Origin of the sequence: Ruegeria sp. HKCCD4315, assembly GCF_013112245.1 — a bacterium.
Taxonomy (GTDB): domain Bacteria; phylum Pseudomonadota; class Alphaproteobacteria; order Rhodobacterales; family Rhodobacteraceae; genus Ruegeria.
Window position 1 is genome coordinate 138977 of sequence record NZ_WVRN01000001.1, and the last position, 23524, is coordinate 162500.

General features: G+C 55.8%; 23 protein-coding genes and 1 tRNA gene. 11 read left to right on the plus strand and 13 right to left on the minus strand.

Going from position 1 to position 23524, the window contains the following annotated elements; translation table 11 throughout:
* The first annotated feature begins 96 nt into the window (after positions 1 to 96).
* On the plus strand, positions 97 to 1110 hold the full coding sequence (locus GS646_RS00655) for an AraC family transcriptional regulator ligand-binding domain-containing protein (RefSeq protein ID WP_371732003.1): 1014 nt from the start codon (positions 97 to 99) through the stop codon (positions 1108 to 1110).
* 100 nt (positions 1111 to 1210) lie between these two features.
* On the opposite strand, the gene GS646_RS00660 is transcribed toward GS646_RS00655, so the two are convergent.
* Positions 1211 to 2197, minus strand: coding sequence for a DMT family transporter (locus GS646_RS00660; RefSeq protein ID WP_171096706.1), 987 nt, complete (start codon positions 2195 to 2197; stop codon positions 1211 to 1213).
* Positions 2198 to 2545: 348 nt separating this feature from the next.
* Between GS646_RS00660 and GS646_RS00665 the strand changes: the two genes are divergently transcribed.
* On the plus strand, positions 2546 to 3892 hold the full coding sequence (locus GS646_RS00665; RefSeq protein WP_171187910.1) for a serine hydrolase: 1347 nt from the start codon (positions 2546 to 2548) through the stop codon (positions 3890 to 3892).
* A 179-nt stretch (positions 3893 to 4071) separates the two neighbouring features.
* On the plus strand, positions 4072 to 6861 hold the full coding sequence (locus GS646_RS00670) for a bifunctional aconitate hydratase 2/2-methylisocitrate dehydratase (protein WP_171648790.1): 2790 nt from the start codon (positions 4072 to 4074) through the stop codon (positions 6859 to 6861).
* A gap of 111 nt (positions 6862 to 6972) precedes the next feature.
* On the opposite strand, the gene GS646_RS00675 is transcribed toward GS646_RS00670, so the two are convergent.
* Entirely contained in the window at positions 6973 to 7431 is a 459-nt protein-coding gene (locus tag GS646_RS00675; protein WP_171096703.1) for an Lrp/AsnC family transcriptional regulator, read from the minus strand.
* Between the two features lie 119 nt (positions 7432 to 7550).
* Here GS646_RS00675 and phhA point away from each other — a divergent pair, with 119 nt between their 5' ends.
* Positions 7551 to 8351, plus strand: coding sequence for a phenylalanine 4-monooxygenase (gene phhA / locus GS646_RS00680; protein ID WP_171648792.1), 801 nt, complete (start codon positions 7551 to 7553; stop codon positions 8349 to 8351).
* Between the two features lie 15 nt (positions 8352 to 8366).
* Here phhA and GS646_RS00685 read toward each other — a convergent pair whose 3' ends face one another.
* The 3 genes from GS646_RS00685 to GS646_RS00695 form a co-directional block, all read right to left on the minus strand.
* Positions 8367 to 8888, minus strand: coding sequence for a GNAT family N-acetyltransferase (locus GS646_RS00685; RefSeq protein WP_171648794.1), 522 nt, complete (start codon positions 8886 to 8888; stop codon positions 8367 to 8369).
* Positions 8885 to 9439 (minus strand): helix-turn-helix domain-containing protein, encoded by a 555-nt coding sequence (locus tag GS646_RS00690; protein WP_171648796.1) that lies wholly within the window; start codon positions 9437 to 9439, stop codon positions 8885 to 8887. The genes GS646_RS00685 and GS646_RS00690 overlap by 4 nt, the downstream gene beginning before the upstream one ends.
* 118 nt (positions 9440 to 9557) lie before the next feature.
* Positions 9558 to 10574 (minus strand): Fe(3+) ABC transporter substrate-binding protein, encoded by a 1017-nt coding sequence (locus tag GS646_RS00695; RefSeq protein WP_171648802.1) that lies wholly within the window; start codon positions 10572 to 10574, stop codon positions 9558 to 9560.
* 249 nt (positions 10575 to 10823) lie between these two features.
* On the opposite strand from GS646_RS00695, the gene GS646_RS00700 reads away from it, so the two are divergent.
* Positions 10824 to 11147 (plus strand): SemiSWEET transporter, encoded by a 324-nt coding sequence (locus GS646_RS00700; RefSeq protein ID WP_171096698.1) that lies wholly within the window; start codon positions 10824 to 10826, stop codon positions 11145 to 11147.
* A 169-nt stretch (positions 11148 to 11316) separates the two neighbouring features.
* On the opposite strand, the gene GS646_RS00705 is transcribed toward GS646_RS00700, so the two are convergent.
* The 5 genes from GS646_RS00705 to GS646_RS00725 form a co-directional block, all read right to left on the minus strand.
* Positions 11317 to 11874 (minus strand): hypothetical protein, encoded by a 558-nt coding sequence (locus tag GS646_RS00705; protein ID WP_171187898.1) that lies wholly within the window; start codon positions 11872 to 11874, stop codon positions 11317 to 11319.
* 26 nt (positions 11875 to 11900) lie between these two features.
* A complete protein-coding gene (locus tag GS646_RS00710) occupies positions 11901 to 12404 on the minus strand; it encodes a hypothetical protein (protein ID WP_171187896.1) in 504 nt (167 codons plus the stop codon).
* The gene (locus GS646_RS00715) at positions 12397 to 12774 is read right to left on the minus strand and encodes a hypothetical protein (RefSeq protein ID WP_171096693.1); all 378 of its coding nucleotides are present in this window, start codon (positions 12772 to 12774) and stop codon (positions 12397 to 12399) included. The genes GS646_RS00710 and GS646_RS00715 overlap by 8 nt, the downstream gene beginning before the upstream one ends.
* 209 nt (positions 12775 to 12983) lie before the next feature.
* Positions 12984 to 13109 carry a type B 50S ribosomal protein L36 gene (gene ykgO, locus GS646_RS00720; RefSeq protein ID WP_008755722.1) on the minus strand — a complete coding sequence of 42 codons (126 nt, stop codon included), beginning with the start codon at positions 13107 to 13109 and terminating at the stop codon, positions 12984 to 12986.
* A 90-nt stretch (positions 13110 to 13199) separates the two neighbouring features.
* A tRNA-Val gene (locus GS646_RS00725) sits at positions 13200 to 13274 on the minus strand.
* 148 nt (positions 13275 to 13422) lie between these two features.
* Here GS646_RS00725 and GS646_RS00730 point away from each other — a divergent pair.
* A complete protein-coding gene (locus GS646_RS00730) occupies positions 13423 to 14283 on the plus strand; it encodes an N-formylglutamate amidohydrolase (RefSeq protein WP_171096691.1) in 861 nt (286 codons plus the stop codon).
* A gap of 2 nt (positions 14284 to 14285) precedes the next feature.
* On the opposite strand, the gene GS646_RS00735 is transcribed toward GS646_RS00730, so the two are convergent.
* Positions 14286 to 15539 carry a DNA polymerase IV gene (locus tag GS646_RS00735; RefSeq protein WP_171648798.1) on the minus strand — a complete coding sequence of 418 codons (1254 nt, stop codon included), beginning with the start codon at positions 15537 to 15539 and terminating at the stop codon, positions 14286 to 14288.
* 351 nt (positions 15540 to 15890) lie between these two features.
* Positions 15891 to 16595, minus strand: coding sequence for an orotidine-5'-phosphate decarboxylase (pyrF, locus tag GS646_RS00740; protein ID WP_171187892.1), 705 nt, complete (start codon positions 16593 to 16595; stop codon positions 15891 to 15893).
* Between the two features lie 140 nt (positions 16596 to 16735).
* On the opposite strand from pyrF, the gene GS646_RS00745 reads away from it, so the two are divergent.
* The 3 genes from GS646_RS00745 to GS646_RS00755 all read left to right on the plus strand — a co-directional run bounded on the left by GS646_RS00745 (position 16736) and on the right by GS646_RS00755 (position 20764).
* Positions 16736 to 17053 (plus strand): hypothetical protein, encoded by a 318-nt coding sequence (locus GS646_RS00745; RefSeq protein WP_171187890.1) that lies wholly within the window; start codon positions 16736 to 16738, stop codon positions 17051 to 17053.
* 126 nt (positions 17054 to 17179) lie between these two features.
* Positions 17180 to 19798 (plus strand): ATP-dependent chaperone ClpB, encoded by a 2619-nt coding sequence (clpB, locus tag GS646_RS00750; RefSeq protein WP_171187889.1) that lies wholly within the window; start codon positions 17180 to 17182, stop codon positions 19796 to 19798.
* 126 nt (positions 19799 to 19924) lie between these two features.
* Positions 19925 to 20764, plus strand: a complete 840-nt coding sequence (locus tag GS646_RS00755; protein WP_171187887.1) for a hypothetical protein — start codon at positions 19925 to 19927, stop codon at positions 20762 to 20764.
* 53 nt (positions 20765 to 20817) lie between these two features.
* On the opposite strand, the gene GS646_RS00760 is transcribed toward GS646_RS00755, so the two are convergent.
* Positions 20818 to 21633: a cyclase family protein gene (locus tag GS646_RS00760; protein ID WP_171187885.1), complete on the minus strand. Its 816-nt coding sequence runs from the start codon at positions 21631 to 21633 to the stop codon at positions 20818 to 20820.
* Between the two features lie 301 nt (positions 21634 to 21934).
* Here GS646_RS00760 and msrP point away from each other — a divergent pair, with 301 nt between their 5' ends.
* Together msrP and msrQ are read left to right on the plus strand one after the other, a co-directional pair.
* Positions 21935 to 22837 carry a protein-methionine-sulfoxide reductase catalytic subunit MsrP gene (gene msrP / locus GS646_RS00765; protein ID WP_171648800.1) on the plus strand — a complete coding sequence of 301 codons (903 nt, stop codon included), beginning with the start codon at positions 21935 to 21937 and terminating at the stop codon, positions 22835 to 22837.
* A gap of 4 nt (positions 22838 to 22841) precedes the next feature.
* Positions 22842 to 23456, plus strand: a complete 615-nt coding sequence (gene msrQ / locus GS646_RS00770) for a protein-methionine-sulfoxide reductase heme-binding subunit MsrQ (protein ID WP_171188207.1) — start codon at positions 22842 to 22844, stop codon at positions 23454 to 23456.
* The last annotated feature ends 68 nt before the right edge of the window (positions 23457 to 23524 follow it).

A 23524-nucleotide genomic window follows, 5' to 3' on the forward strand; every position in this document is an offset into this window, starting at 1 on the left:
GAAACTATGGGTTTACGTCATTTACCTGTCGACCGATTTGCCGATAAGCTCATATTTTGCCAAAATACTATCCGATCACGCCACTCTGAGGTTCCTGTGACCCGTCATGACCCTATCTCGCTGACGACCGTCTCAGCAGAATTCATTCAGGATTGGCTGGACGCACTTAGGTCCCGTTGCACCCCGGAAGAAATGACTTCACTGCTAGAGCGCGCTGGTCTTCAGGCCGGTCCAATGGCACCAAATCATCGTGTTACCCTCAATGAAATTGCGCAGCTTTACCAGCTTGCTGCGCCTGAAACCGGGGACGAAATGATGGGGCTTTGGAGCCGCCCGATCCGGCCCCGCGCCCTGCAGCATCTTGTGACGGTGCAGCGCGGAGCAAGCAGCCTGACCTCGGCCCTTTATCGTTTCTCGACGTTCTGGAATCTGCTTTTGGATGACTTTTGTTTTGACCTGCGCAGCAGGCCAAATGAGGTGAAACTGGCTTTGGTGCCTTACTTGGGCGAAACCCAGCCGCAGCGCTTTGGCCACATGTTGATTCTGAAACTGGCGCACGGTTTGTTGTCCTGGCTCAGCGGGTCGGAAACGCCAGTTCAATTGGTTTGCTTTGCCTTTCCCCGCCCGGAATTCGCTGCGGACTATTCGGTTGTCTTCCCGTGTCCTGTCGAATTCGACGCCCCGCAAACCAGCATTCGTTTTGACCCTCGCCAATTCACCCGCCCGATCACCCGCAGCCCTGAGGAGGCGTCGGTGTTTCTTGAGCGCGCGCCGCTGGATTGGATATTCACGGGCTCCCGGGTGCATACAAACAGCCTTCGCGTCCGGGCTTTTCTTTACGGAGCAACATGGCAGTCTTGCCAGCTTACGGATGCAGCCCGAGCGTTGAAAATGACGCCTCGGACATTGAACAGACGCTTGAAAGTCGAAGGAACATCCTTTCAGGACATCAAGGATGCCCTGCGCCGTGACATCGCGATCCGTGCACTACAGCAAAGCACGGACAGTATCGATCAAATCGCCTTTGACACGGGCTTTTCGGCCCCTGCGAATTTCCACAGAGCGTTCCGAAAGTGGACAAACCGGACACCGGGATCATACCGGATGTGAGCTCGATTTCTGTGGGAAAACGCTTTTTTCTGGGTCGTCAGAGAAAGGCAGAAAACCCGTCATGGGCGGCTACCGTCGCCGTATCTGCCAGTGGTGATGCCTAATAACGACGATGCACTCTTTTTCGAGTAATCACGTTCTTCTCTTTCTGGCGCTCGCGCAAAAAGACAAACAAACCAGATCCCAAGATCAGCACGATACCAGTCGCGACAGGCAGATTTGGCAGTTCGCCCCAAATCGCCCATCCCCAAAACACTGCCAAAGGAAGACCGACATATTCGAACGGTGCCACCGTGGCGGCGTCGGCCATACGGTAAGCCTGACCCAGACAATACCCAATGATTGCCGAATTGAACCCCAGCCCGACAAACAACCATCGATCAGTGCCTTCTGGCCAAACCCAAGCCCTTAGCAAGAAGATCAAGCTTTCATTTTCGAATGCATCGGCAAAGCGCCCGTCCCCTGCCACAGACCAGAACAGCAAGCTGACAACGATAAAACACGCCTGAATATAGACAGCCATCGCTGATGCTTTGGATTTGGCACCAAGCAAGCGGGTGAGCACGTTGTTGAGGGCATAGGTGAATGCTGCCACTACGGGCAGGGCATACATCAAAAGACTGACGTCGCGCGCGCCACCAGCTTCCCATGGGCGGGTCATAATTGCCACGCCGAGGAAACCCACAATCACCGCGCCGATGCGCATGGGGCCAACTTTTTCCCCAAGCAAGGGAATGCTGAGCAAAGTGATCATCAGTGGCGCAACGAAGAATACTGCGGTTGCTTCGGCCAGAGGCATGACAGCCAATGCCGTAAAGAATGTCAGATTGGCAACAACGATGAGAACGCCGCGCAAAAGATGAAGCCCGGGTTGATCGGTTTTCAAGATGCGCCAACCGCCTTCCATCTGCACCAAAGCCAGGCTGAACCCGATTCCGATCAGTGATCTGGTGAATACCATTTGATGCAGGGGGTAACCGCCAGACAGGAACTTGATCAGCATATCGTTGATAGAAATCGCCAAAATTCCTATCAGAATGAATGCAATACCTGCTGTTGGGTTTTGCAGCTTTACGTCTGCTGTCATGAGGTGCCCTTTCATGGGGCCACTAACACGTGCCAGCAAACGGGTCACGTCACTTTGCGACGTTCTTTGGTCGCCGCGTGCTGAAGTGAAACTCGATTTGCATTGAGCGTAATGGCGACTTTGTTTTTGAGGATTACCTAACCCGGCAGAATGGCCATGTCATTGAAACCCCAAGTCCCGCGAGATTTAGTCGCTTGGGTCAGTTCTGAAGTGGCACCCCTAGGGTGACGCGCAACGCATTGGATCTGATTTTAAGTACCTGACTTCTACGTAACGGAAGTGTGGCAAACTCAGCCACGTTGCCTCTAACGTCACAGGGCACAATGACAATAGGGGCGGTGCAGTCGGATGTTCGGGAAAGTAGCGAAATCAATTGGCGGTTTAGTGATCGTGGGTGGCGTGGGGCTGGTAAGTTACCTGCTGATTGCGCCACCCGATCTGCTGAAGGTTGGTACAAATTACTCGGCCAAAATTGTCTGTTCGAACGTTTTCATTGTAGGACGTGATCCCGATGAGGTGCTGGCCGCAGACGTTCAAGCGCCGGGACATCCGCTGCTGAAACACGTGTCGATCGAGGTCGATCAAGAGGCGCAAACAGTGCACGCCCGGCTTTTTCGGTTTTTTGCCCCCGCAACCTCACAGTACCGCGACGGGCTTGGTTGCACCAACGTTCATGACGTTGCTCTAAGCGCAGAAACGCTTATGGCGCTCGATCCTTTGCCTGCGGGCCTTTGGCCAAAAGGCAACGATGTAGCTCTTTCGCAGGATGCAAAGGTTCAGACCGTCATGTCTGATGAAAGCTTGCTTGGTGAAGGATACCGCGCGGTCGTGGTGGTTCGAAACGGGCGCATTGTTGCCGAACGCTATGCTGAAGGGTTTGACGCGCAAACCCCTTTGCTGGGGTGGTCCATGACCAAAACCGTTACGACCGGGTTGATTGGAACTTTAGTTGAAACAGGTCAGATGAGCATAACGGACAATCTGGTAGATAGCTTTCCGGACTGGGCCGAGGACTCTCGTCGTGACATTTCCTTGGCTGAAATGCTGTCCATGACCAGCGGATTGAACTGGGATGAAGAATATGGCGATGTCTCTGATGTGACCCGAATGCTGTATCTCAGCAATGATATGGCTGGCTTTGCGGCGGATCGAGCGCCTGAAGCCGAAACCGGTACGGATTTCAATTATTCTTCTGGAACAACCACTGTTTTGTCCCGTGTTTGGCAGGACCAGTTGCCGGATGGCGGGCTGACCTATCCGCAAACTGCGCTGTTTGAGCCGCTGGGCATGACCTCAGCGATCCTTGAGACGGATGCCAACGATACGTTTATCGGGTCCAGTTATATGTATGCCACGGCCCGCGATTGGGCCCGGTTTGGCCAGCTTTTGTTGCAAAAGGGTGTTTGGAACAATACCCGGGTCCTGCCGGAAGGCTTTGTGGACTGGATGGTCGAACCGGTGGCTGCCTCAAACGGGCGCTATGCCAAGGGGCACCTTTGGCTGGAATCTCCAGGAGATTTTCCGCCCTTTGAAGACGCATACTGGCTACAGGGGCATGACGGCCAGTTCATCGGTGTGTTCCCGTCTCATGACATGATCGTTTTGCGGATGGGATTGACCCCGTCTCGGTTGGGTTACTCTTCCTTGCCGTTGGCGCAAGCGTTGATTACAGCCTTTGGGGACGATCCGTCTTAACTGACCTCTTCATCCCGCTCCTGCAAGGGTAGCGACTTTGGCAGGCTGCAACCGGCTCAGGACACCGGGTCGCAGGTCTGGGACTTGCATGTGGCACAGTTTTAGTATACCGCCGCATACAAATTGAAAGTGCCGGCCTTTTGACTGCCGGTACACCCAGCTAAATGGTCGGACCCGTCATGAGCCTCTATACTGATTACCTGAATGAAATCGAAACCCGCAAAGAGCAGGGCCTGAGCCCAAAACCCATCGATGATGGGGCTTTGGCGAAGGAAATCATTGATCAGATCCGTGATCCCCAGAACGAACATCGCGCAGACTCGCTGAACTATTTCATCTACAATACGCTGCCCGGCACAACCAGCGCGGCTGGCGAAAAGGCCAGCTTTCTGAAAGAGGTCATTCTGGGCGAAGCTGACGTCGAAGAAATCTCGCAGGACTTTGCGTTCGATCTGTTGTCGCATATGAAAGGTGGCCCCTCGGTCGAGGTTCTTCTGGACCTTGCGCTGGGCGATGACGCCGCAGTTGCTGGCAAAGCGGCGGAAGTGCTGAAAACACAAGTCTTCCTGTACGACGCCGACACCGACCGACTGAAGGCCGCGCTCAAGGGCGGCAACACCGTCGCGCGGGATATCTTGGAAAGCTATGCCAAGGCCGAGTTTTTCACCAAGCTGCCCGACATCGACGAGGAAATCGAAATCGTCACATATGTTGCTGCCGAAGGTGACATTTCCACAGACCTTCTGTCGCCGGGCAATCAGGCACACTCGCGCGCCGACCGCGAACTGCACGGCAAGTGCCTGATCTCGGAAAAGGCGCAGCAGGAAATTCAGGATCTGAAGCTTCAGCACCCCGGCAAACGTGTCATGCTGATCGCTGAAAAAGGAACCATGGGTGTTGGTTCTTCACGTATGTCCGGCGTAAACAATGTGGCGCTTTGGACCGGTAAGCAAGCCAGCCCCTATGTGCCGTTTGTCAACTTTGCCCCAATCGTCGCGGGTACGAATGGCATCTCTCCGATCTTCCTGACCACCGTCGGTGTAACCGGTGGCATCGGTCTGGACCTGAAGAACTGGGTTAAAAAGGTGGACGAGTACGGCAATGCGATCCTGAACAATGACGGCAACCCGATCTTGGAAGAGAAGTACTCGGTCGCCACAGGCACGGTTCTGAAGATCAACACCAAAGACCACAAACTGCTGAGCGAAGATGGCGATGAGTTGGTCGACGTATCCTCGTCCTTTACCCCGCAAAAAGTGGAATTCATGAAGGCCGGGGGCTCTTACGCCATTGTCTTTGGAAAGAAGCTGCAAACATTTGCGGCCGAGACGCTGGGTGTCGAAGCACCTTTGGTCTTTGCCCCGTCCAAGGAAATCAGCCACGAAGGCCAGGGCCTGACCGCAGTCGAGAAGATCTTTAACAAGAACGCATTGGGCACCACGCCGGGCAAAACCCTGCACGCGGGTTCGGACGTTCGCGTGAAGGTCAACATTGTCGGCTCGCAAGACACCACCGGTCTGATGACCATGCAGGAACTTGAGGCGATGGCCGCGACCGTTGTGGCGCCCAGCGTTGATGGGGCTTATCAGTCCGGCTGCCACACTGCATCGGTCTGGGATGCCAAGGCGCAGGCCAACACGCCACGCCTGATGAAGTTCATGAATGACTTCGGACTTGTCACCGGACGTGACCCCAAAGGCGTCTATCATTCGATGACCGACGTGATCCACAAGGTGCTGAACGACATCACCGTGGATGACTGGTCGGTCATTATCGGCGGTGACAGCCACACCCGCATGTCCAAAGGCGTCGCCTTTGGCGCGGACTCGGGCACTGTTGCGCTGGCACTGGCGACCGGTGAAGCCTCGATGCCGATCCCGGAGTCGGTCAAGGTGACCTTCAAAGGCAAAATGGCCGATCACATGGACTTCCGCGATGTGGTGCATGCAACCCAGGCGCAAATGCTGGACCAGCACGGCGACAACGTGTTCCAGGGTCGTGTGATCGAAGTGCATATTGGCACGCTGCTGGCGGATCAGGCCTTCACCTTCACCGACTGGACAGCCGAGATGAAGGCCAAGGCATCGGTCTGTATCTCGAATGATGAGACCCTGATCGGTTCGCTGGAATTGGCCAAGTCGCGCATCCAGATCATGATCGACAAGGGCATGGAGCATGAAAACGGCATGCTGCAAAAGCTGATCAACATCGCGGACGCGCGCATCGCCGAGATCAAATCGGGTGAAAAACCCGCGCTGCAGCCGGATGACAACGCGAAATACTTCGCTGAAGTCGTCGTCGATCTGGATCAGATTGTTGAACCGATGATCGCCGACCCGGATGTTCACAATGCCGATGTTTCCAAGCGCTATACCCACGACACGATCCGCCCGATCTCGTACTACAAAGCCGAAAAGCATGTCGATCTGGGCTTTGTTGGTTCGTGCATGGTGCATAAGGGGGACATCAAGATTGTCGCCCAGATGTTGAAGAACCTTGAGAAGGAAGCCGGTAAGGTCGAATTCAAGGCGCCGCTGGTCGTCGCGGCCCCAACCTACAACATCATCGACGAGTTGAAAGAAGAGGGTGACTGGGAAGTGCTTGAGAAATACTCGGGCTTCGAATTCGACGATCTTTTCCCGAAACAGAATGCCCGCACCGAGTACGAAAACATCCTCTACTTGGAACGTCCGGGTTGTAACCTGTGCATGGGCAACCAGGAAAAAGCCGCCAAGGGGGATACGGTTCTGGCCACCTCGACCCGCCTGTTCCAGGGCCGTGTCGTGGCGGATGCGCCAGACAAGAAGGGTGAAAGTCTGCTGGCCTCGACCCCGGTTGTCGTGCTGTCGGCTATCTTGGGCCGCACCCCAAATATCGACGAGTACAAGACCGCTGTTGAAGGCATCGACTTGACCAAATTCGCGCCTTCGACTGAAAAGCCAGCGGGCACGAAGTCAGCGCACTTCTAAACGCCGCCGTCGACGCTGAGAATACTTCGCCCGGGCACCCTGCAGGTGACCGGGCGTTTTCATTCGTTGAATTCAAGCTGCGGTTGCGTTTGCCGAAAAGGCGATCCGCATTCAAAGAATAGGCAACGGTCCACGGGTCTTGGTTTGGCGAAGTACAAAATTGCTGCGCGTGTCGCGGACCAGCCCGGACTTCAAGAGTCGTTGCATGATGAAGACCTCCAGATCTTCGGGCGTTTTCGCATAGACTTTCAGTATGAAATCGTGATCCCCGGTGATCGATGCACATTCAACAATCTGCGGTTCGGTTTCGACCAAACGCAGGAAATCTGCAATGCTCTTTTCCTGGTGATCCTTAAGCGCAACATGGACATACGCGATGGCGTTTAGCCCAACGGCCTTGGCGGGCACTTGCGCGCGATAGCCTGTAACAACTCCGGACGCTTCAAGATCGCGAACACGCCGCCAGCATTGCGAGGCCGATAACCCGGTTCGGTCCGCCAGCTCCTGCATAGACAGACGTCCACTGATCTGAAGCTCGCGCAGGATATCGATGTCAGCAGGATGAAGCATATGTTTCGCAAACTTAAGTTTTCCGATCTATTTCAATCAAATTAGCGAGAAATAGTCAGTAATCAAAACAAATCTCCCACGTGTGACGCGGTATCCTGTTCCTCAGCAGGAGGAAGCGGATGCCAAAATCGACCAAATACGTCGCCAAAGTCGCCGACGCGCGTGGCCATATCGCCTATACGGATGAAGAAAACGCCGTTTGGGCCGATCTATACGCAGCGCAGGAGGATAATGTTCAGCGCTATATGGCACGCGAATATCTGGACGGGCTGGCGCGTCTTGAGTTGCCAAAGACCAAGGTGCCGTCTTGCGCTGATATCTCGGATCGGCTTCTGGACCTGACGGGGTGGCGGGTGCAGCCGGTTCCGGCCCTGATCGGCTTCAAGACGTTCTTTGGTATGCTCGCGGATCGCGTGTTTCCGGCAGCCTCGTTCATTCGGTCGCGCGAGGACTTCGACTATATCGAAGAGCCGGATATTTTTCATGAGATCTTCGGCCACACCCCGCTGCTCAGTGACCCACGTTTTGCCGCGTTCAGCCACGCCATCGGCAAGGCAGGCCAGCAGGCGACGGATGCAGATTACGCCTGGCTGATCAGGCTATACTGGTTTTCCATCGAATTTGGGCTTCGCCGACAGGACGGTCAGATCAAGGCTTTGGGATCGGGGCTGGCGTCGTCGCCGACTGAACTGGTTTATGCCGTAACCAGTGACATCCCGGATCGCGACGCGTTTGACATCCTGACAATTCTGCGCACGCCTTATCGGATCGACATGCACCAGATGGGGTATTTTGTGCTCGACGACCCAGAGGATTTGTTCGAAGCTGCCGAGCGGGACCTGTTGGCCGATGTCCGGCACGCGCGTCGTCTGGGGTTGTTACCAAACAAGTTTCCGGAAAAGGTTACGGCAGCAGAATAGCCGCGTCGCCCATCTTCAGACGGACAGGTCTTTGTACATGTACGTGGTCGGTTCCAAACTGGGTTCGAACGGATTGCGGCAATAATTCGGTATTTCCCCTGCAATTTGAAACCCGAGGCTTTGGTACAGCATCCGTGAGGGATCGCTGCTGCGCGTATCCAGCACCAGCATCGTGCGGTGCAAGCTGCGGGCGTGTTGAAAAAGCGCCGCCATCAAAGCGCGGCCATACCCGCGACGCCGCGCGTTTGGATGAACCAGCAGCTTTGCGACATCCGCACGGTGAGGTTGGTTGGGCATGGCTGCCGGGACAAGTTGCACGGTACCTAAAACGCGCGCGCCGTCATAGGCCGCGAAGATCTCTAAAGCGCCCGCGTTTAATCCCGGCCGCACGTTCTGCTGCCAATAGTTTCGCGCGTCTTCCTGCGCAAAGGGCAGGATAAACCCAATACTGGCCCCGTCATGGACACAGGCGTGCAAAATCTCTGCCAGATCATCTAAGGCGGCATCGAATTCTGAACAAATCAGACGTGTGATCATACCAGCACCAGTAGATACCGTGCGCCTCGTTCAGCGCCTGTTTCAAACCGGGTCGGACCAGATAGATGATAACGCAGACAATCCCCTGCGCTCAGATCGTGTGGCGTTCCGTCAACCGTCAACGTCAGCGCGCCATCGATCAGGATCAGGTGATGTTCTTGCCCCGACTTGGGCGGCGTCTCGTACGTGATCACGGTGTTACGCGGCAGGTGGCCCTCCACGACCTCAGCGTTCAGACCGTTCGCAGGAGGAGACACGGCGCGGCGGGTGTATCCCGTTTCGGGATCGCTCCATTCCGTCTGATGTTCAAACGGAACCTTGGGGTCAAAACTGTCTTCGACCATCATCAACAGGCGTGACATCGGTAAATCGTATGCGGCACATAAACGACCAAGGTTTTCTGCCGTAGGGCTGACGTCGCCCTTCTCCATCCGAGACAAGGTGGCGCGACTGATGCCACTGTGCTCAGACAATTGGTCCAGAGACCATCCACGCCCGCGGCGGAGTTCATTCAATCGGCTGGCAAGGCGGTTCGAGAGCGTGTCGAGCATAAATCATATAATAGAAAAAATTCCAGATATGAGAAAGATATTCCAAAACAAATAAACTGTAAATGAAAAAAGGGTGCGGAAACCTCGCACCCTTTGTGGTTTGCGTCGAATTGGAAGGTTACTTCCAGCCAACCTCGTTAAAGATCTTTTGCGCTTCGGGAATGTTCTTGGCAACTTCGGATAGGTTCACTTCGTCAGCCTTGAACTCGCCCAAGGTAGCGACAGACTCGGCCAGCGCGACACTAGGTACAGCCGGGTATTCGTCATTACCTGCCGAGAAATATTGCTGCGCCTGATCGCCTGCCAGATACTCAAGGAAGAGGATCGCGTTTTCTTTGTTCGGCGCGTTTGCCGCAACGCCGCCGCCTGACAGATTCATGTGGGCTCCATAACCTTCCTGGTTCGGGAAGACCCAGCCGATCATGTCACGGTCAGCAGACAGGCCTTTAACATCTTTGCGGATTGCCCGCGCAAAGTAATAGGTGTTCGAGACTGCGATGTCACATTCACCCGATGCGATGCCACGCAGTTGGTCGGTGTCGCCGCCCTGTGGATCACGCGCCATGTTGGCGACAATGCCTTCGGCCCAGGTTTTCGCGGCGTCGGCGCCTTGGTGGGTGATGATCGAGGCCAACAGGGTCTGGTTGTACGTGTTGGTCGACGAGCGGATGCAGATCAGGCCCTTATACTCTGGCTTGGCCAAATCGGCATAAGTGGCCGGTGGGTTGGTGACGTTTTCTTTGTTGTAAAAGATAATCCGACCGCGCTGCGAAAAGCCAAACCACTGGTTGTCGCTGTCTTGCAGATTTGCGGGGATGCGCTCTTCCAGGGTTGCGCTTTCGATGGCCTGCAAGATGCCTGCGTCCTTGGCGCGAGCTAGGCGCGAAGTGTCAACGGTCAGCATCACGTCTGCGGGCGAGTTTGTGCCTTCGGCTTCCATCCGCGCGATCAATTCGTCGGCTTTGCCTTCGATGCGATTGATCTTGATGCCGGTTGCGTCTTCGAAATCGGTATACAGACGTTCATCGGTGTCATAGTGGCGCGACGAATAAAGGTTCAGTTCCCCTTCAGCGACGGCGGAGGTGGCAATCAATGCCGACAGTGCGGCGACGATGCAGGTGGAGGAGTTCAGCATGATGCGTCCCATTGTTGAATTCAGAGAGTGGACATTAATCCGACTGATTTGATCAATTATACGATTCCCGGCGGGATGCAAGGAAATCCGACGAAAATAGTTGGGTAAATGTCAGAAAGAGGTATTGGGTGAAACTTGAAACACTTTTTTGCACGTATTGGCCGCAGGGGCCGAGCGAGTTAGTTTGGCATTACAGCTTTTCTGCGACAGGCAGAGTCGGATTGAGTAGTGCACGAAAAGGATCAGTTGATGCCCGAAACACTTGCGGAAAAACTGGAAAAATCAAACCTTGGACATTGGATGGCCCGCTACGAAAGCTTCATGGTTTTTGTAGGTGTCGTCGGACCATTTGCGACCCTGCCGCAACTGATGAAGCTCTATTTTACGCATACAGAACACGCGACTGGCCAGTCTTTGGTGTCATGGTCGCTGTATGCCGCTGTCTCATTCCTGTGGTTCGCTTACGGTTTGATTGTTGGGAAGCTGCCGATCTATGTCGGCAATGGCATTTCAATGGTTCTGAACATCTTGATGGTGATCGGGATTCTGATTCACGCCGGGGTCACGTTCTAAAAAGCGCCGGGCGCAGGTAACCCCCGCCAAACGGTGCAGTTCCCTACATCTTTTTTCGGGTCAACCGCCGATGTTCGTGGAGCTGGCGCTGCGTCATGCCGGGCGCGAAATTGCCGCCTTTGCGACGTGCCGCCCTGTATTCTGACAATCTGAACTGCCCACGACTAAGCTACTGTCGTTTCTTTGATTGTTTTCCAGCCTGGCGAGGCTGTGGGGCCGGCTCAGGCTCTGGGTCGGGGTCTTCACCCATGACCGGATTTTCGGCAAGCATCGCCGCAGTCACGGCCTCCATATATTTCTGAAGCAGAATAGGGGGGTCCGCAGGTGCCAGTTTGATGGTCAACCTGCTCGCGCCTTCCTGGCTGTATGCGTAGCGAGAGGAATAGCTGGCATTGACCTGTGCGGCCACCGGACCCCAGCCACCTTTGACGGATGCACTGCCTGACTTTTCCTTTTGTTTCGTCATCGAGATCGCCATTTTCACTTCGATCTCAGCTTCCTGAACGGCATAAAACGCGGGAAGAAAACCCATCGAAACAAGGCTGAATTCTTTGCCGGGTCCACTTGGGTTGGACAGGTCGGGCAGCATAATCTTCTGATCGGCCATGTATTTGGCAACATCGGTCGAGTGACGATCCAGTTCTGATTGCGACTCGGCGACGGAAAGGGCCAGTTTTTGAACCATTTCCGCAAAGGGGACGTTTAGCAATTCCTGCCCGATACTCATCTTCGAACTCCTGTTCCAAATTCAGTCTACTTGATAATTTTCGTGGGGGACCGCCTCCTGACGGAAAATGTGACTTTTGAAGCGTTCTGGCTGATCACCTGCTTCTTTGCATTGGTCGCAATCTGGGCGGTTTCACCATCCTGACCCAATCCAACAAAGGCTTCGACTTTCACGTTGTCGATGGTGAAATCGTCGCTGTCGTTAGATCCGGCCAGAATCTGTTCTCCCAGTGCTTGCGAGAATTTCTGCGCGTCGACGATCTGCGTGTCTTTATCGTCTGCCATCACCTCGGCGGCAGCACTGGCCAATGGGTTCGTCACGGGCGGCAAACCGGCCCCGACCATCATTTCACCGCCATCCTCCAACTCATCAATCCTGTCTTCCAGGTCCGAGATGGTCTGCCTTAGTTCGTTTTCACGTGTCTCCATGGCGGTCAGCCTGTCCGAAAGAGACTTGAGCAAAAGCGTAAACGCTTCGGGCATTTCGGTAACCCGAACTTCTATCGGTTGCTTTCGATCGGAATCAGCCATCTTCGGGCCTGCCGGTCTCATCCTCGTGAACGGGTCCGGGGACAAAACGCATGCGCATGGTGGACGCGCTTTTTGAGTCGAGCGTATCGGTCTGCGTCAGCTTTGGGCCCCAAAGAAAGCTGAACAGCCTGTCTTCTTCCCCTTGCTCGCTGGACATTTCCATGACCACTTTCAGTTCAACGTCGACATCTTGCATATGATAAAAGACAGGCGGTATGCCCATGTCGCGCAGTTCCTGCGGATAGTTCTTAAGTGCTTCCAGCTGGTCTCTGCTCAGTTGTTCCGCAGCCTGGGCAACGCTTTTGCCGATATCGGCAACCATGTCCGTCAGAGTTGTACCAAATATTGCATGAGGGTCATCGTTGGCCAAATCAGACCTCCTGACATCATAAATCAATCAAACGTTAACACGAGAACGACTTATAACAATGAGAAATGTCAGGTTAAGACTTCGCCGCTTTTGGCGAGCGAATTACAGCGGCAGCGCATGTTCGGCAGGCTCGCCATTCGCAGATTGTTGTCAGGCACAAAAAAACCGCGCTGAAAAGCGCGGTTCTTTAAAAGATATTTAAGCAGTTCTTAGCCCTGACGAGCTTTGAACTTGCGCTGCGTCTTGTTGATCACGTAGACGCGGCCTTTGCGACGCACAATACGGCAATCACGGTGCCGGTTCTTGAGCGAGCGGAGCGAGTTCTTGACCTTCATGGTCTGTCTCCAATCTGCGGCGCCTTCATCAAAGACGTGGCCAGCGCCTGGGTTAGTCGGGTGCCCCGGAAGCCCGGAACAGTGAATAGATGGTGGGCGGTACAAGGATCGAACTTGTGACCCCTTCGATGTCAACGAAGTGCTCTACCGCTGAGCTAACCGCCCACTTTTCCTTTGCGTGCCCTGCCCCATAACGAAATGGGGCGCGGATCACCGCGCCGGTAGCGGGGTCTATAAAAGGAGTCGTTCAGGGGTTCAAGGGGTTTGGAAGAACAATTTTCCAGTCTATGTTGATTACGAACATGGAGTGATCATGCAGAACGCAGCCTTTGTATTGGATATGCCCGAAAACCGCAGTTCATGCGTGGTTTTTTCATCCCCTCACAGCGGGCGAGAGTATCCTGAGGCCTTTCTAAAGCGTTCGGTGCTGAATCAAAACGTGATTCGGTCGTCGGAAGATGCCTTTGTGGATCAACTGTTTGCCCCTGCTGCTGAATACGGTGCACCCTTGATCAAGGCTGCCATGCCGCGTGCGTATCTGGATTTGAATCGCAGTCTGGATGAGCTTGACCCCGCCCTTATCAGCGGTGCGCGCAGACATGGGCACAACCCGCGAGTCGCTTCTGGGTTAGGGGTGATTCCCCGCGTCGTGGCCAACGGTCGGGCAATCTACAGCGGAAAGCTGACCATGGATGAAGCGCGGTTGCGTATCGATACCTACTGGCGTCCCTATCACGCACGATTGAAATCCCTGCTGGCCGAATCGCATGAGAAATTTGGTCAGGCAATATTGGTGGATTGCCACTCGATGCCGCACGAGGCGGTTTCAATGGCCGGTACGGCGCGCAGCAAACGTCCGGATATTGTGTTAGGCGATCGGTTTGGCGCGTCAGCCTCTTCGGAAATCGTGGACCTTGTTGAATCGGCCTTTGCTGCGGCAGGATTGATCGTGGCGCGAAACGCGCCGTTCGCCGGGGCCTATGTCACCCAGACCTATGGCCGTCCGGGGCGCCATCAGCACGCCATTCAGATCGAGATCGACCGCTCACTCTATATGAACGAAGAGAAGATCACGCCAAATGCCAATTTTATGGCATTTTCGAAGCTCTTGCGGCAGGTGGTGCGCGAAATCTCCAGCATCGGGTCGGAACCGGTTCGTTTGGCGGCCGAATAACCTCAGCGCAGCGCGCGGCCTTTGACGATGGCATCCGAGCCAAACCTTTGTCGGATCTCGTCGGTGGCCCGTTCCGCCTGCGATCTGCGCGCAGCGCCCGGATCAAGCAGATCGCCCGAGATGTCGGCCTGATCCGCCGAGCACAGATCAGACAAACCACATCCCAAAAGCCGGTAAGGCCCCTGATCGCCCACCTGATCAAACAACCCTTTTGCTGTACGATAGATCCTATCGGCGATCTGGGTCGCATCGCGAAGTGACACGCGTCGGGTCAGGGTTTTGTGATTGGCCTTCTTCAGTTTGAGCGTGACAACCCGTCCGGCCAGATCTTTGGCCTTGGCCCGATCCGAAACTTTCAGTGCCATACGCCACAAATGCCCGTCCAGGATCTCGGGGTTGGCCGTATCTTCAGAAAATGTGGTCTCGTTGCTGATGGATTTCATAGGCTCATGAGCCGAGACACGCCGTTTGTCCTGCCCCCGGGCCAGATGCCACAGGCGATACCCCATCGCGCCGAAGCGTTCCGTCAGCGCCTCTTGATCCCAGCGCAGCAAATCGTTGAAGGTTCGTATCCCCGCCCGGTCCAGCGATTCTTGGGCCGCTGGGCCAATACCCCAGATCAGCCGCACGGGTTTGTCGTTCAGGAACGTTGCCGTCTCGGCCTTGCCGATCACCGAAAAACCACGCGGTTTGTCGAGGTCTGACGCAACCTTGGCGAGGAACTTGTTGTGGCTCAGCCCGATGGACCCTGTCACGCCCAGCTCCTCCTTCATGCGTTTGACCAGGCGCGCCAGCATGACGGCGGGCGGCGCGCCGTGCAGGCGTTCAGTGCCTGACAGATCCATGAACGCTTCGTCCAGAGACAGTGGTTCCACGACCGGCGTCAACTCATCCATCATGGCGCGGATGTGGCGCGACACTTCGGCGTAAACGGACATGCGTGGTTTGATTACCACCGCGTCCGGGCAGAGTTGCAGCGCTTTGAACATGGGCATCGCGGAACGCACCCCCCGGATCCGGGCCACGTAACACGCCGTTGAAACCACACCCCGTTTCCCGCCACCAATGACGACAGGCTTGTCCGCAAGCTCGGGATTGTCGCGCTTTTCAACCGATGCATAGAAGGCGTCGCAATCCATATGAGCGATGGACAGGTCAAAGAGCTCGGGGTGCAACTTGACCCTGGGGCTGCCGCAGACCGGACAGCGCCGTTCGTTTGTCAAAGGTGTCAGGCAATCTCGGCAAAGACCGGGCATCTGCGCCCTCATGCGTTCCGCAGTTGGCTAGGACATCACTTATACCAGCTTCGGCGCTGGATCAAAGCTCCGGTTTTTGCTGTGGGGCCTTCTGAAAAGAAGCCCCCCGCTGCGTGGCGGGGGGAAGTAACGAACCTCAGGAAGAAGCGGTTCGTTGGGGAGTATTGCCCCGAGAATCGCTGAATTTCCCAAGTTTCGATAGGCCGATGACGGTTTCGCAAAAACTCGTAATTTGAATGTGTGTTTTCCGGCACAGGGACGATTTGGCGCGGTTTCCCCACAAAGTGACGCAAGGTCAACTTGTTATCTGGCAAACCGAACGTGCAAACCTGACGAATTGATCTGGTTCAGTCAGTGAACTTTCAAAGAATTTAGCTCTGCCAGAACGGCTTCGGCAGCGGCTTTCGGGTCTTGTGACTGATAAATCGGACGGCCAACCACGATGTGATCTGCACCATCCAGAATCGCACTGGCTGGCGTAGCCACACGTTTCTGATCACCCAGCGCAGCACCGGCAGGGCGCACACCGGGGGTGACAATCAGGCGACCTTCGGCTTGGGGCAGCGCGCGGATCAGGGCGGCCTCCTGCGGGCTAGCGATGACGCCATCTGCTCCGGCTTCCAGCGCCTTGGCGGCGCGTTCGACAACCAAATCTTGCACGTCGCCGTCTTTCAGAAGGCTGGCGTCCAGATCGTCACGGTTCAGCGAAGTCAGGATCGTCACAGCGAGGATTTTCAGGTCTTTGCCCGAAGCCCCTTCTTTTGCGGCGCGCACCACATGCGGGTCGCCATGCACGGTCAGAAAATCCAGATCGAACTGCGCCAGCCCCCGTACGGCGTTTTCCACCGTATTGCCGATGTCGAACAGTTTCATGTCCAGAAAGATGCGTTTGCCGTGGTCTTGTTTCAGTTCGTTGGCCAAAGCCAAACCACCACCGGTCAGCATACCCAAACCAATTTTATAAAAAGACACGCTGTCGCCCAACCGTTCAGCCATGGCCAGACCTTGCAGGGCATTGGGGACATCGAGGGCTACGATCAGACGGTCATCGGACATGGGGCGCTCCTTTTTGGCAAACGTCTGCGTCCTAACGGGTTCGGGCGGTTCTGTCCATCTTCGAGGCTGGGCGCGGACACGTTCATTTTGTGCTATCGTGCCGGGCATTGAGCACTTGATTTCAGAGTAAGGGACAGAAAATGAAAAAGCTGGTTGTGCTGGGCGTATTGGTTGCGCTGGCTGCATGTGACGAAACCCCGCCCGAAACACCGGAAACCGGGGCTGCTCCTGCACCGGCGAATGATGATCTGCGTCTTGTGGGTGGCTACAGGTCCGAGGATGATTGGTGCCAGCTTACGGGCGAAACAGCCTTTACTGGCAATTTCCTGGATCACACGGCCGATCTGGTGTCGTGCCCGACGGGAAGTGCGGCGGCGCAGTCTTTGGTGGATGATCTGGGTGCGGTTCAGGTTGCCGAGACCGGGGGTTACACCGTTTACACCATACAGCGCGAATAGCGGTGATTTCTGCGTCTTAGCCTCTTGAACCGGCAAAGATATTTCCCAGATTGAATGTGAGGCTTCGACCGATATGTGCTGCCAAGCGGGCATGTCAAAACGGGGCGCTTGGAAAAGGAGAATATCATGGACTTGAACAAGTTCACCGAGCGGGCACGGGGATTCGTGCAGGCTGCGCAGACCATTGCGCTGCGTGAGGGGCACCAGAGGCTGGAGCCCACACATATACTCAAAGCATTGATGGATGACGATCAGGGGCTGGCCAGCAACCTGATCACACGCGCAGGCGGCGCGCCAAACCGCGTGGTTGAAGCGCTGGACGCGGCCATGGGTAAGATCCCGAAGGTCAGCGGCGACGCGAGCCAGATTTACATGGACGGCCAAACCGCCAAAGTTCTGGACGAGGCTGAGAAGATCGCCACCAAGGCGGGCGACAGCTTTGTGCCGGTCGAACGGGTGCTGATGGCGCTGTGTATGGTGACATCCAAAGCCAAGGACGCTTTGGAAGCAGGGGCTGTATCCGCCCAGAAGCTGAATGAAGCGATCAATGACATCCGCAAGGGTCGCACTGCTGACACGGCGTCGGCGGAAGAGGGCTATGACGCGCTCAAGAAATATGCGCGCGATCTGACTGAAGCTGCGGCTGAAGGTAAGATTGACCCGATCATTGGGCGGGATGAGGAAATCCGCCGCTCGATGCAGGTTCTGTCGCGCCGTACCAAGAACAACCCGGTTCTGATCGGGGAACCTGGCGTGGGTAAAACCGCGATTGCTGAAGGCATGGCCCTGCGCATCGTCAACGGCGACGTACCGGAATCGCTGAAGGACAAGAAGCTGCTCGCGCTCGACATGGGCGCGCTGATTGCTGGCGCGAAATACCGTGGTGAGTTCGAAGAACGACTCAAGGCCGTTCTGACCGAAGTGACCGAGGCCGCTGGTGAGATCATTCTGTTCATTGATGAGATGCATACGCTGGTTGGGGCCGGGAAGTCCGACGGCGCGATGGATGCTGCCAACCTGATCAAGCCTGCGCTTGCCCGGGGTGAGCTGCATTGTATCGGCGCGACCACGCTGGACGAGTATCGTAAATACGTCGAAAAAGACGCGGCCCTTGCGCGCCGGTTCCAGCCTGTGATGGTGACCGAGCCAACCGTCGAGGATACGATCAGCATCCTGCGGGGCATCAAGGAAAAGTACGAGCTGCACCATGGCGTACGCATCTCGGATTCGGCATTGGTGTCGGCGGCGACGCTCTCGCATCGCTATATCACTGACAGGTTCCTGCCAGATAAAGCCATCGACCTTGTTGATGAGGCAGCGTCGCGCCTGCGGATGGAGGTTGACTCCAAGCCGGAAGAACTCGACCAGCTGGATCGCCAAATCCTGCAGATGCAGATCGAGGAAGAGGCGCTGAAGCTTGAAGATGACGCGGCCTCGAAGGATCGACTGGAAACCTTGCAAAAGGATCTGGCCGATCTGCAGGAGAAATCTGCCGAGATGACGGCTCAATGGCAGGCCGAACGCGACAAGCTGGCCGGTACCCGCGATCTGAAAGAGCAGCTCGACAAAGCGCGGGCTGATCTGGAAATCGCCAAGCGCGAAGGTAACCTGGCCAAGGCCGGTGAGCTGTCCTATGGCGTCATCCCCGAGCTGGAGAAAAAGCTGACCGAGGCCGAAAACGCCGAAAGCAACGCCATGATGGCCGAGGAAACGGTGCGCCCGACGCAGATCGCTGCTGTGGTCGAACGCTGGACGGGTATTCCGACCTCGAAAATGCTGGAAGGTGAGCGTGAAAAGTTGCTGCGGATGGAAGACGATCTGCATTCCCGCGTGATCGGTCAGGATGCTGCGGTGACCGCTGTCGCCAATGCCGTACGTCGCGCGCGTGCGGGCCTGAACGACGAAGGTCGCCCGCTGGGCTCGTTCCTGTTCCTCGGCCCGACCGGTGTGGGTAAGACAGAGCTGACCAAGGCCGTAGCGAACTTCCTGTTCGACGACGACAATGCGATGGTCCGTATCGACATGTCCGAGTTCATGGAGAAGCATGCCGTTGCCCGTCTGATCGGTGCCCCTCCGGGCTATGTCGGCTATGACGAAGGCGGTGTGCTGACCGAAGCCGTACGGCGCAGGCCCTATCAGGTTGTGCTGTTTGATGAGGTCGAAAAAGCGCACCCGGATGTGTTCAACGTCCTTTTGCAGGTTCTCGACGATGGCGTGCTGACCGATGGTCAGGGCCGCACCGTGGATTTCAAGCAGACGCTGATCATCCTAACGTCGAATCTTGGGTCTCAGGCGCTCAGCCAGTTGCCCGAAGGTGCGGACAGCGCGCAAGCACGACGGGATGTGATGGATGCGGTCCGGGCCCATTTCCGGCCCGAGTTCCTGAACCGTCTGGACGAGACGATCATCTTCGACCGCCTCAAGCGGGGTGATATGGATGGCATCGTCGAAATCCAGATGGCACGTCTGCAAAAACGTCTGGCCGCCCGCAAGATCGAGCTGGTGCTGGACGACGGTGCCAAGGAGTGGCTGGCCAATGAAGGCTATGATCCGGTCTTTGGTGCCCGACCGTTGAAGCGCGTGATCCAGCGCGCGCTTCAGAACCCGCTGGCCGAAGCGCTGCTGGCTGGTGAGATCAAGGATGGCGAGACCGTTCCCGTCACCGCGGGTCCAGACGGGCTGATCATAGGCGACCGGCTTGGGACGTCAGACCGACCCCGTCCTGATGATGCCGTGGTGCATTAATTTCCCAACTCAGAAAACCCGCCATTCCGGCGGGTTTTTTGTTATTCTGACTTAGCCGTCCGCATTATTCGGCTAGGGCGCGCGCAACTAATACTGTTTGAACCTTTTTTGCGAGTGAATTTTCTTATGTCTCAGGAAGACGCGAACCAGAGATTGGACAAGATTGAAGACGCAATCGTCCTGCTTACGAAACTATCCACGCCCAAACCAAAGACCTTTTGGGATCGGCTTTCCACCGACAAAATTCGAGACGCCATCTACATCATCGGTATCCCGGCCCTGCTGTTCACAACCTATCTGGAATTCGACAAGTTCTATCTCAGCCGCGAGAACATCCGGCTCGAGGAAAAGCGTAATACGGCTATATCGCGACTGGACCAGCTACAGGATATCAACAGCGAGATTTATCAGCTTCAGACTCAGGGTGATGAAAATGTCGCCTTTGCGCTGATCGAAGCGAAACGCGGTCAGATCGCGCGTTTGACCGACACTGTTTATCTGACCTGGGTTGAACAGCCCGAGATGCTGAAGCGTCACGACCTCAATGCGTTGGCAGAGGCATTGTTGGTGCAGAGTCGGACTGATGACGCGTTGCGGGTTGCCAGTACAGTCGCGGTGGATGATTTGAAACCGATCGACGCGATTGACCAACAGATACTCAAGGCGCGGATTCAATTTGCGCAAGGCCCTGCTCAGGACATAGAAGCCGCGCGGCAGCACCTGCGAGAGGCTGTTCCGCTTGTTGAAGAAATCGAACGATCGGGCAGCCAGTTTCTGATGCAGGAAAAAATGTTGCAGGTGCGTCTGATTAACGAAGCCTGGCTAGGGGAGCCCTGCGAGACTTTGGCGCCAATGGCGGATGCGCTGGCAGAGCTGAGGGCGTTTAATCTGGAAGCAGGTTCTGTTGAGGATCAGTATCAATCCGCAGTCACCGTGCGTGCGGTTAGGTCCAAATGCCGTCCATGAGGGCAAGAACACCACCAGGATGGTGGAGTTCTTTCAGTCATCATTCAGTGAGTTCAAACCAACGCAAAGATCCGCGCTGGGCCTCCTGTGCCACCTGCATGTTTTGGTGCGCCAATAACAAGTGTCGCGCCGGATGCCGGCACCCGATCCAGATTGGCCAGGCATTCAATCCCAAACCGACCTGAAGGCAGCCACGCATAATGGGTGGCAAAATCTGCTGACATGCCATGATCCAGCGACAGGGTATCCACAGCAATCGATCGCGCGCCGGTGTCCTCCATCAGCATCTGCGCCGCTTCGACATGAAAGCCGGGATAGTGCTGCGCTTCGCCATCGAAGTTGCGGAATCCGTCTGTAGCGGTCTTGCTGCCCCAACCTGAATGCATCGCTACGCAGGCCCCATCGGGGATGTCTCCATTTGCTGCGATCCACGCTTTCAGATCGTCTGGTGTGACACGTGTGTCTGCATCGTCTGCCGCGCGGGCGGCGATATCCACGACGCACAATGGGGCCACCAGATCGTTGACAGGGATCTCATCAACCGAGGTGCCATCCGCCGAAAAGTGAAGCGGAGCGTCGATATGGGTGCCGGTATGTTCATTGATCGAAAGGTTGAACAGGTTGAAACCGTGATCTGCAAAGTTGAAAGGCTGTTCAGCCGAAATACCGGGATCCCCGCCCCATGTCGGAAACTCCGGGCTGAGCGTGTGGGTCATGTCCTGGACACTGCCATGTCCTGCGGCCAGAGCTGCAGGGGCCGTGCCACCGGTTGCGACGGCGGCAACGCTTGTTGCAGCCGCAGCTTTGAAGAACCCACGCCGAGACAGCATCCTCTCTTTGACGGCGCTCATTACACAGATGTCACACATAATTCTTCCTCCCTTTCTGCAGCGATACGGCTGCAATGGCAGGCAAGCAACGCGCAGGATCGCGTGCGATACCTGCGTGACAGAGTGCAGTCTGGTAGGCGCTTTTGTAAAGGTTTCCGGAAAACAGTTCGGCCAAAGCAGTCGTTAAGAACAGCTGTACAGGCAGAATACTCCGGTCTTTGCGAGGTGTCCGATTTGAGAACGTTACAGTCACTTCGCTCAATCGTTACGCCTGTTTCGCTGGCGCTATGCTATCAGCGCATTACGTCAACACAGACATAAGTACCTAACGGAGACCCATATGGCGCATCGCTGGACCAATACTTTGACACAAGCCGACGTCACCCCGCAGGTGGCGTTCCTGAACCGGCGGCAGGTAATGGCCGGGCTGGCGGGTGTCGGACTGACCGCGATGGCGCGCCCGGCTGCGGCGCAAGACGCGCTGGAACCGAACACGTGGGAAGAGATCACCACCTACAACAACTATTATGAGTTCGGGACCGGTAAAGACGATCCTGCCAAATATGCCGGATCTCTGGTGACTGAGCCCTGGAGCGTCAAGATAGACGGTTTGGTGGATCGCCCGGGCGAGTATGACTTCAAGGACATTCTGTCAGAGATGACCGTCGAAGAGCGGATATACCGTTTCCGATGCGTCGAAGCCTGGTCCATGGTCATTCCGTGGAACGGGTTCGAGCTTGCCGACTTGCTGAATATGGCCGGTGTTCAGGAAGGCGCGAAATATGTGGCTTTCGAAACTGCATACCGCCCTGATGAAATGCCCGGAACCCGCTTCCCAATTCTCGAATGGCCGTATCGTGAGGGGTTGCGCCTGGATGAGGCGATGCACCCGCTGACGATCATGGCCACAGGAATTTACGGGAAAACAATTCCGAACCAGAATGGCGCGCCTTTGCGTTTGGTGGTTCCATGGAAATATGGGTTCAAGTCGATCAAGTCGATTGTACGCATCACTCTGACCGACGTAGAGCCGCCCACAAGCTGGAACATGTCCAACCCGCGTGAATACGGATTTTACAGCAATGTGAATCCAAATGTAGATCACCCGCGTTGGTCTCAGGCGTCCGAGCGTCGCATTGGGGGCGGCCTGTTTGCCAAGCGAATCCCCACTCTGATGTTCAACGGTTATGAGGAAGAGGTCGCCAGCCTGTATGAAGGCTTGGATCTGGCCAAAAACTACTAAGACCATGCAGGCCGTGAACCAGATATTCCGCCGTATTCCGGTATGGGCCATTTACCTGCTTGGGGCGCTACCTGCGCCCTGGCTGTTCTATCTGGGACTGACCGGGGGGTTGGGCATCGACCCGATCGAAGCGTTGGAGCATCGCTATGGCGAACTGGCCCTGCAACTTCTGATCGCTGGTCTGGCAATCACGCCACTGCGCCGGTTCACTGGTTTGAACCTTATGAAGTTCCGGCGTGCGATCGGAGTGCTGACATTTTCTTATGTAAGCCTGCATCTTTTGGTTTGGCTGATCTTGGATGTACAGCTTCCCAGTCAGATCTGGGCGGACATTCTCAAGCGTCCCTACATCACGGTTGGAATGGCGGCCTTCCTTCTTTTGGTGCCGCTGGCGGTGACATCCAACAATTGGTCGGTGCGCAGGTTAGGGCCGCGTTGGCGCAAGCTCCACCGTCTGGTGTACCCAATCGCGCTATTGGGTGCCTTGCACTACGTGATGTTGGCCAAAGGGTTCCAGATCGAGCCGCTGGTCTATCTGACGATCATTCTCGCACTTCTTGCCCTGCGCTTACCGATGCCGCGACTCGTTTCCGGATCAAAGACGGCCGATTCAGCCTGACTCGGAAGCGAGTCTGTGGGTAACTGTTTGTACAAGGGTGCGGTGCTGCGAGTTTTGGGGTGTCGCAA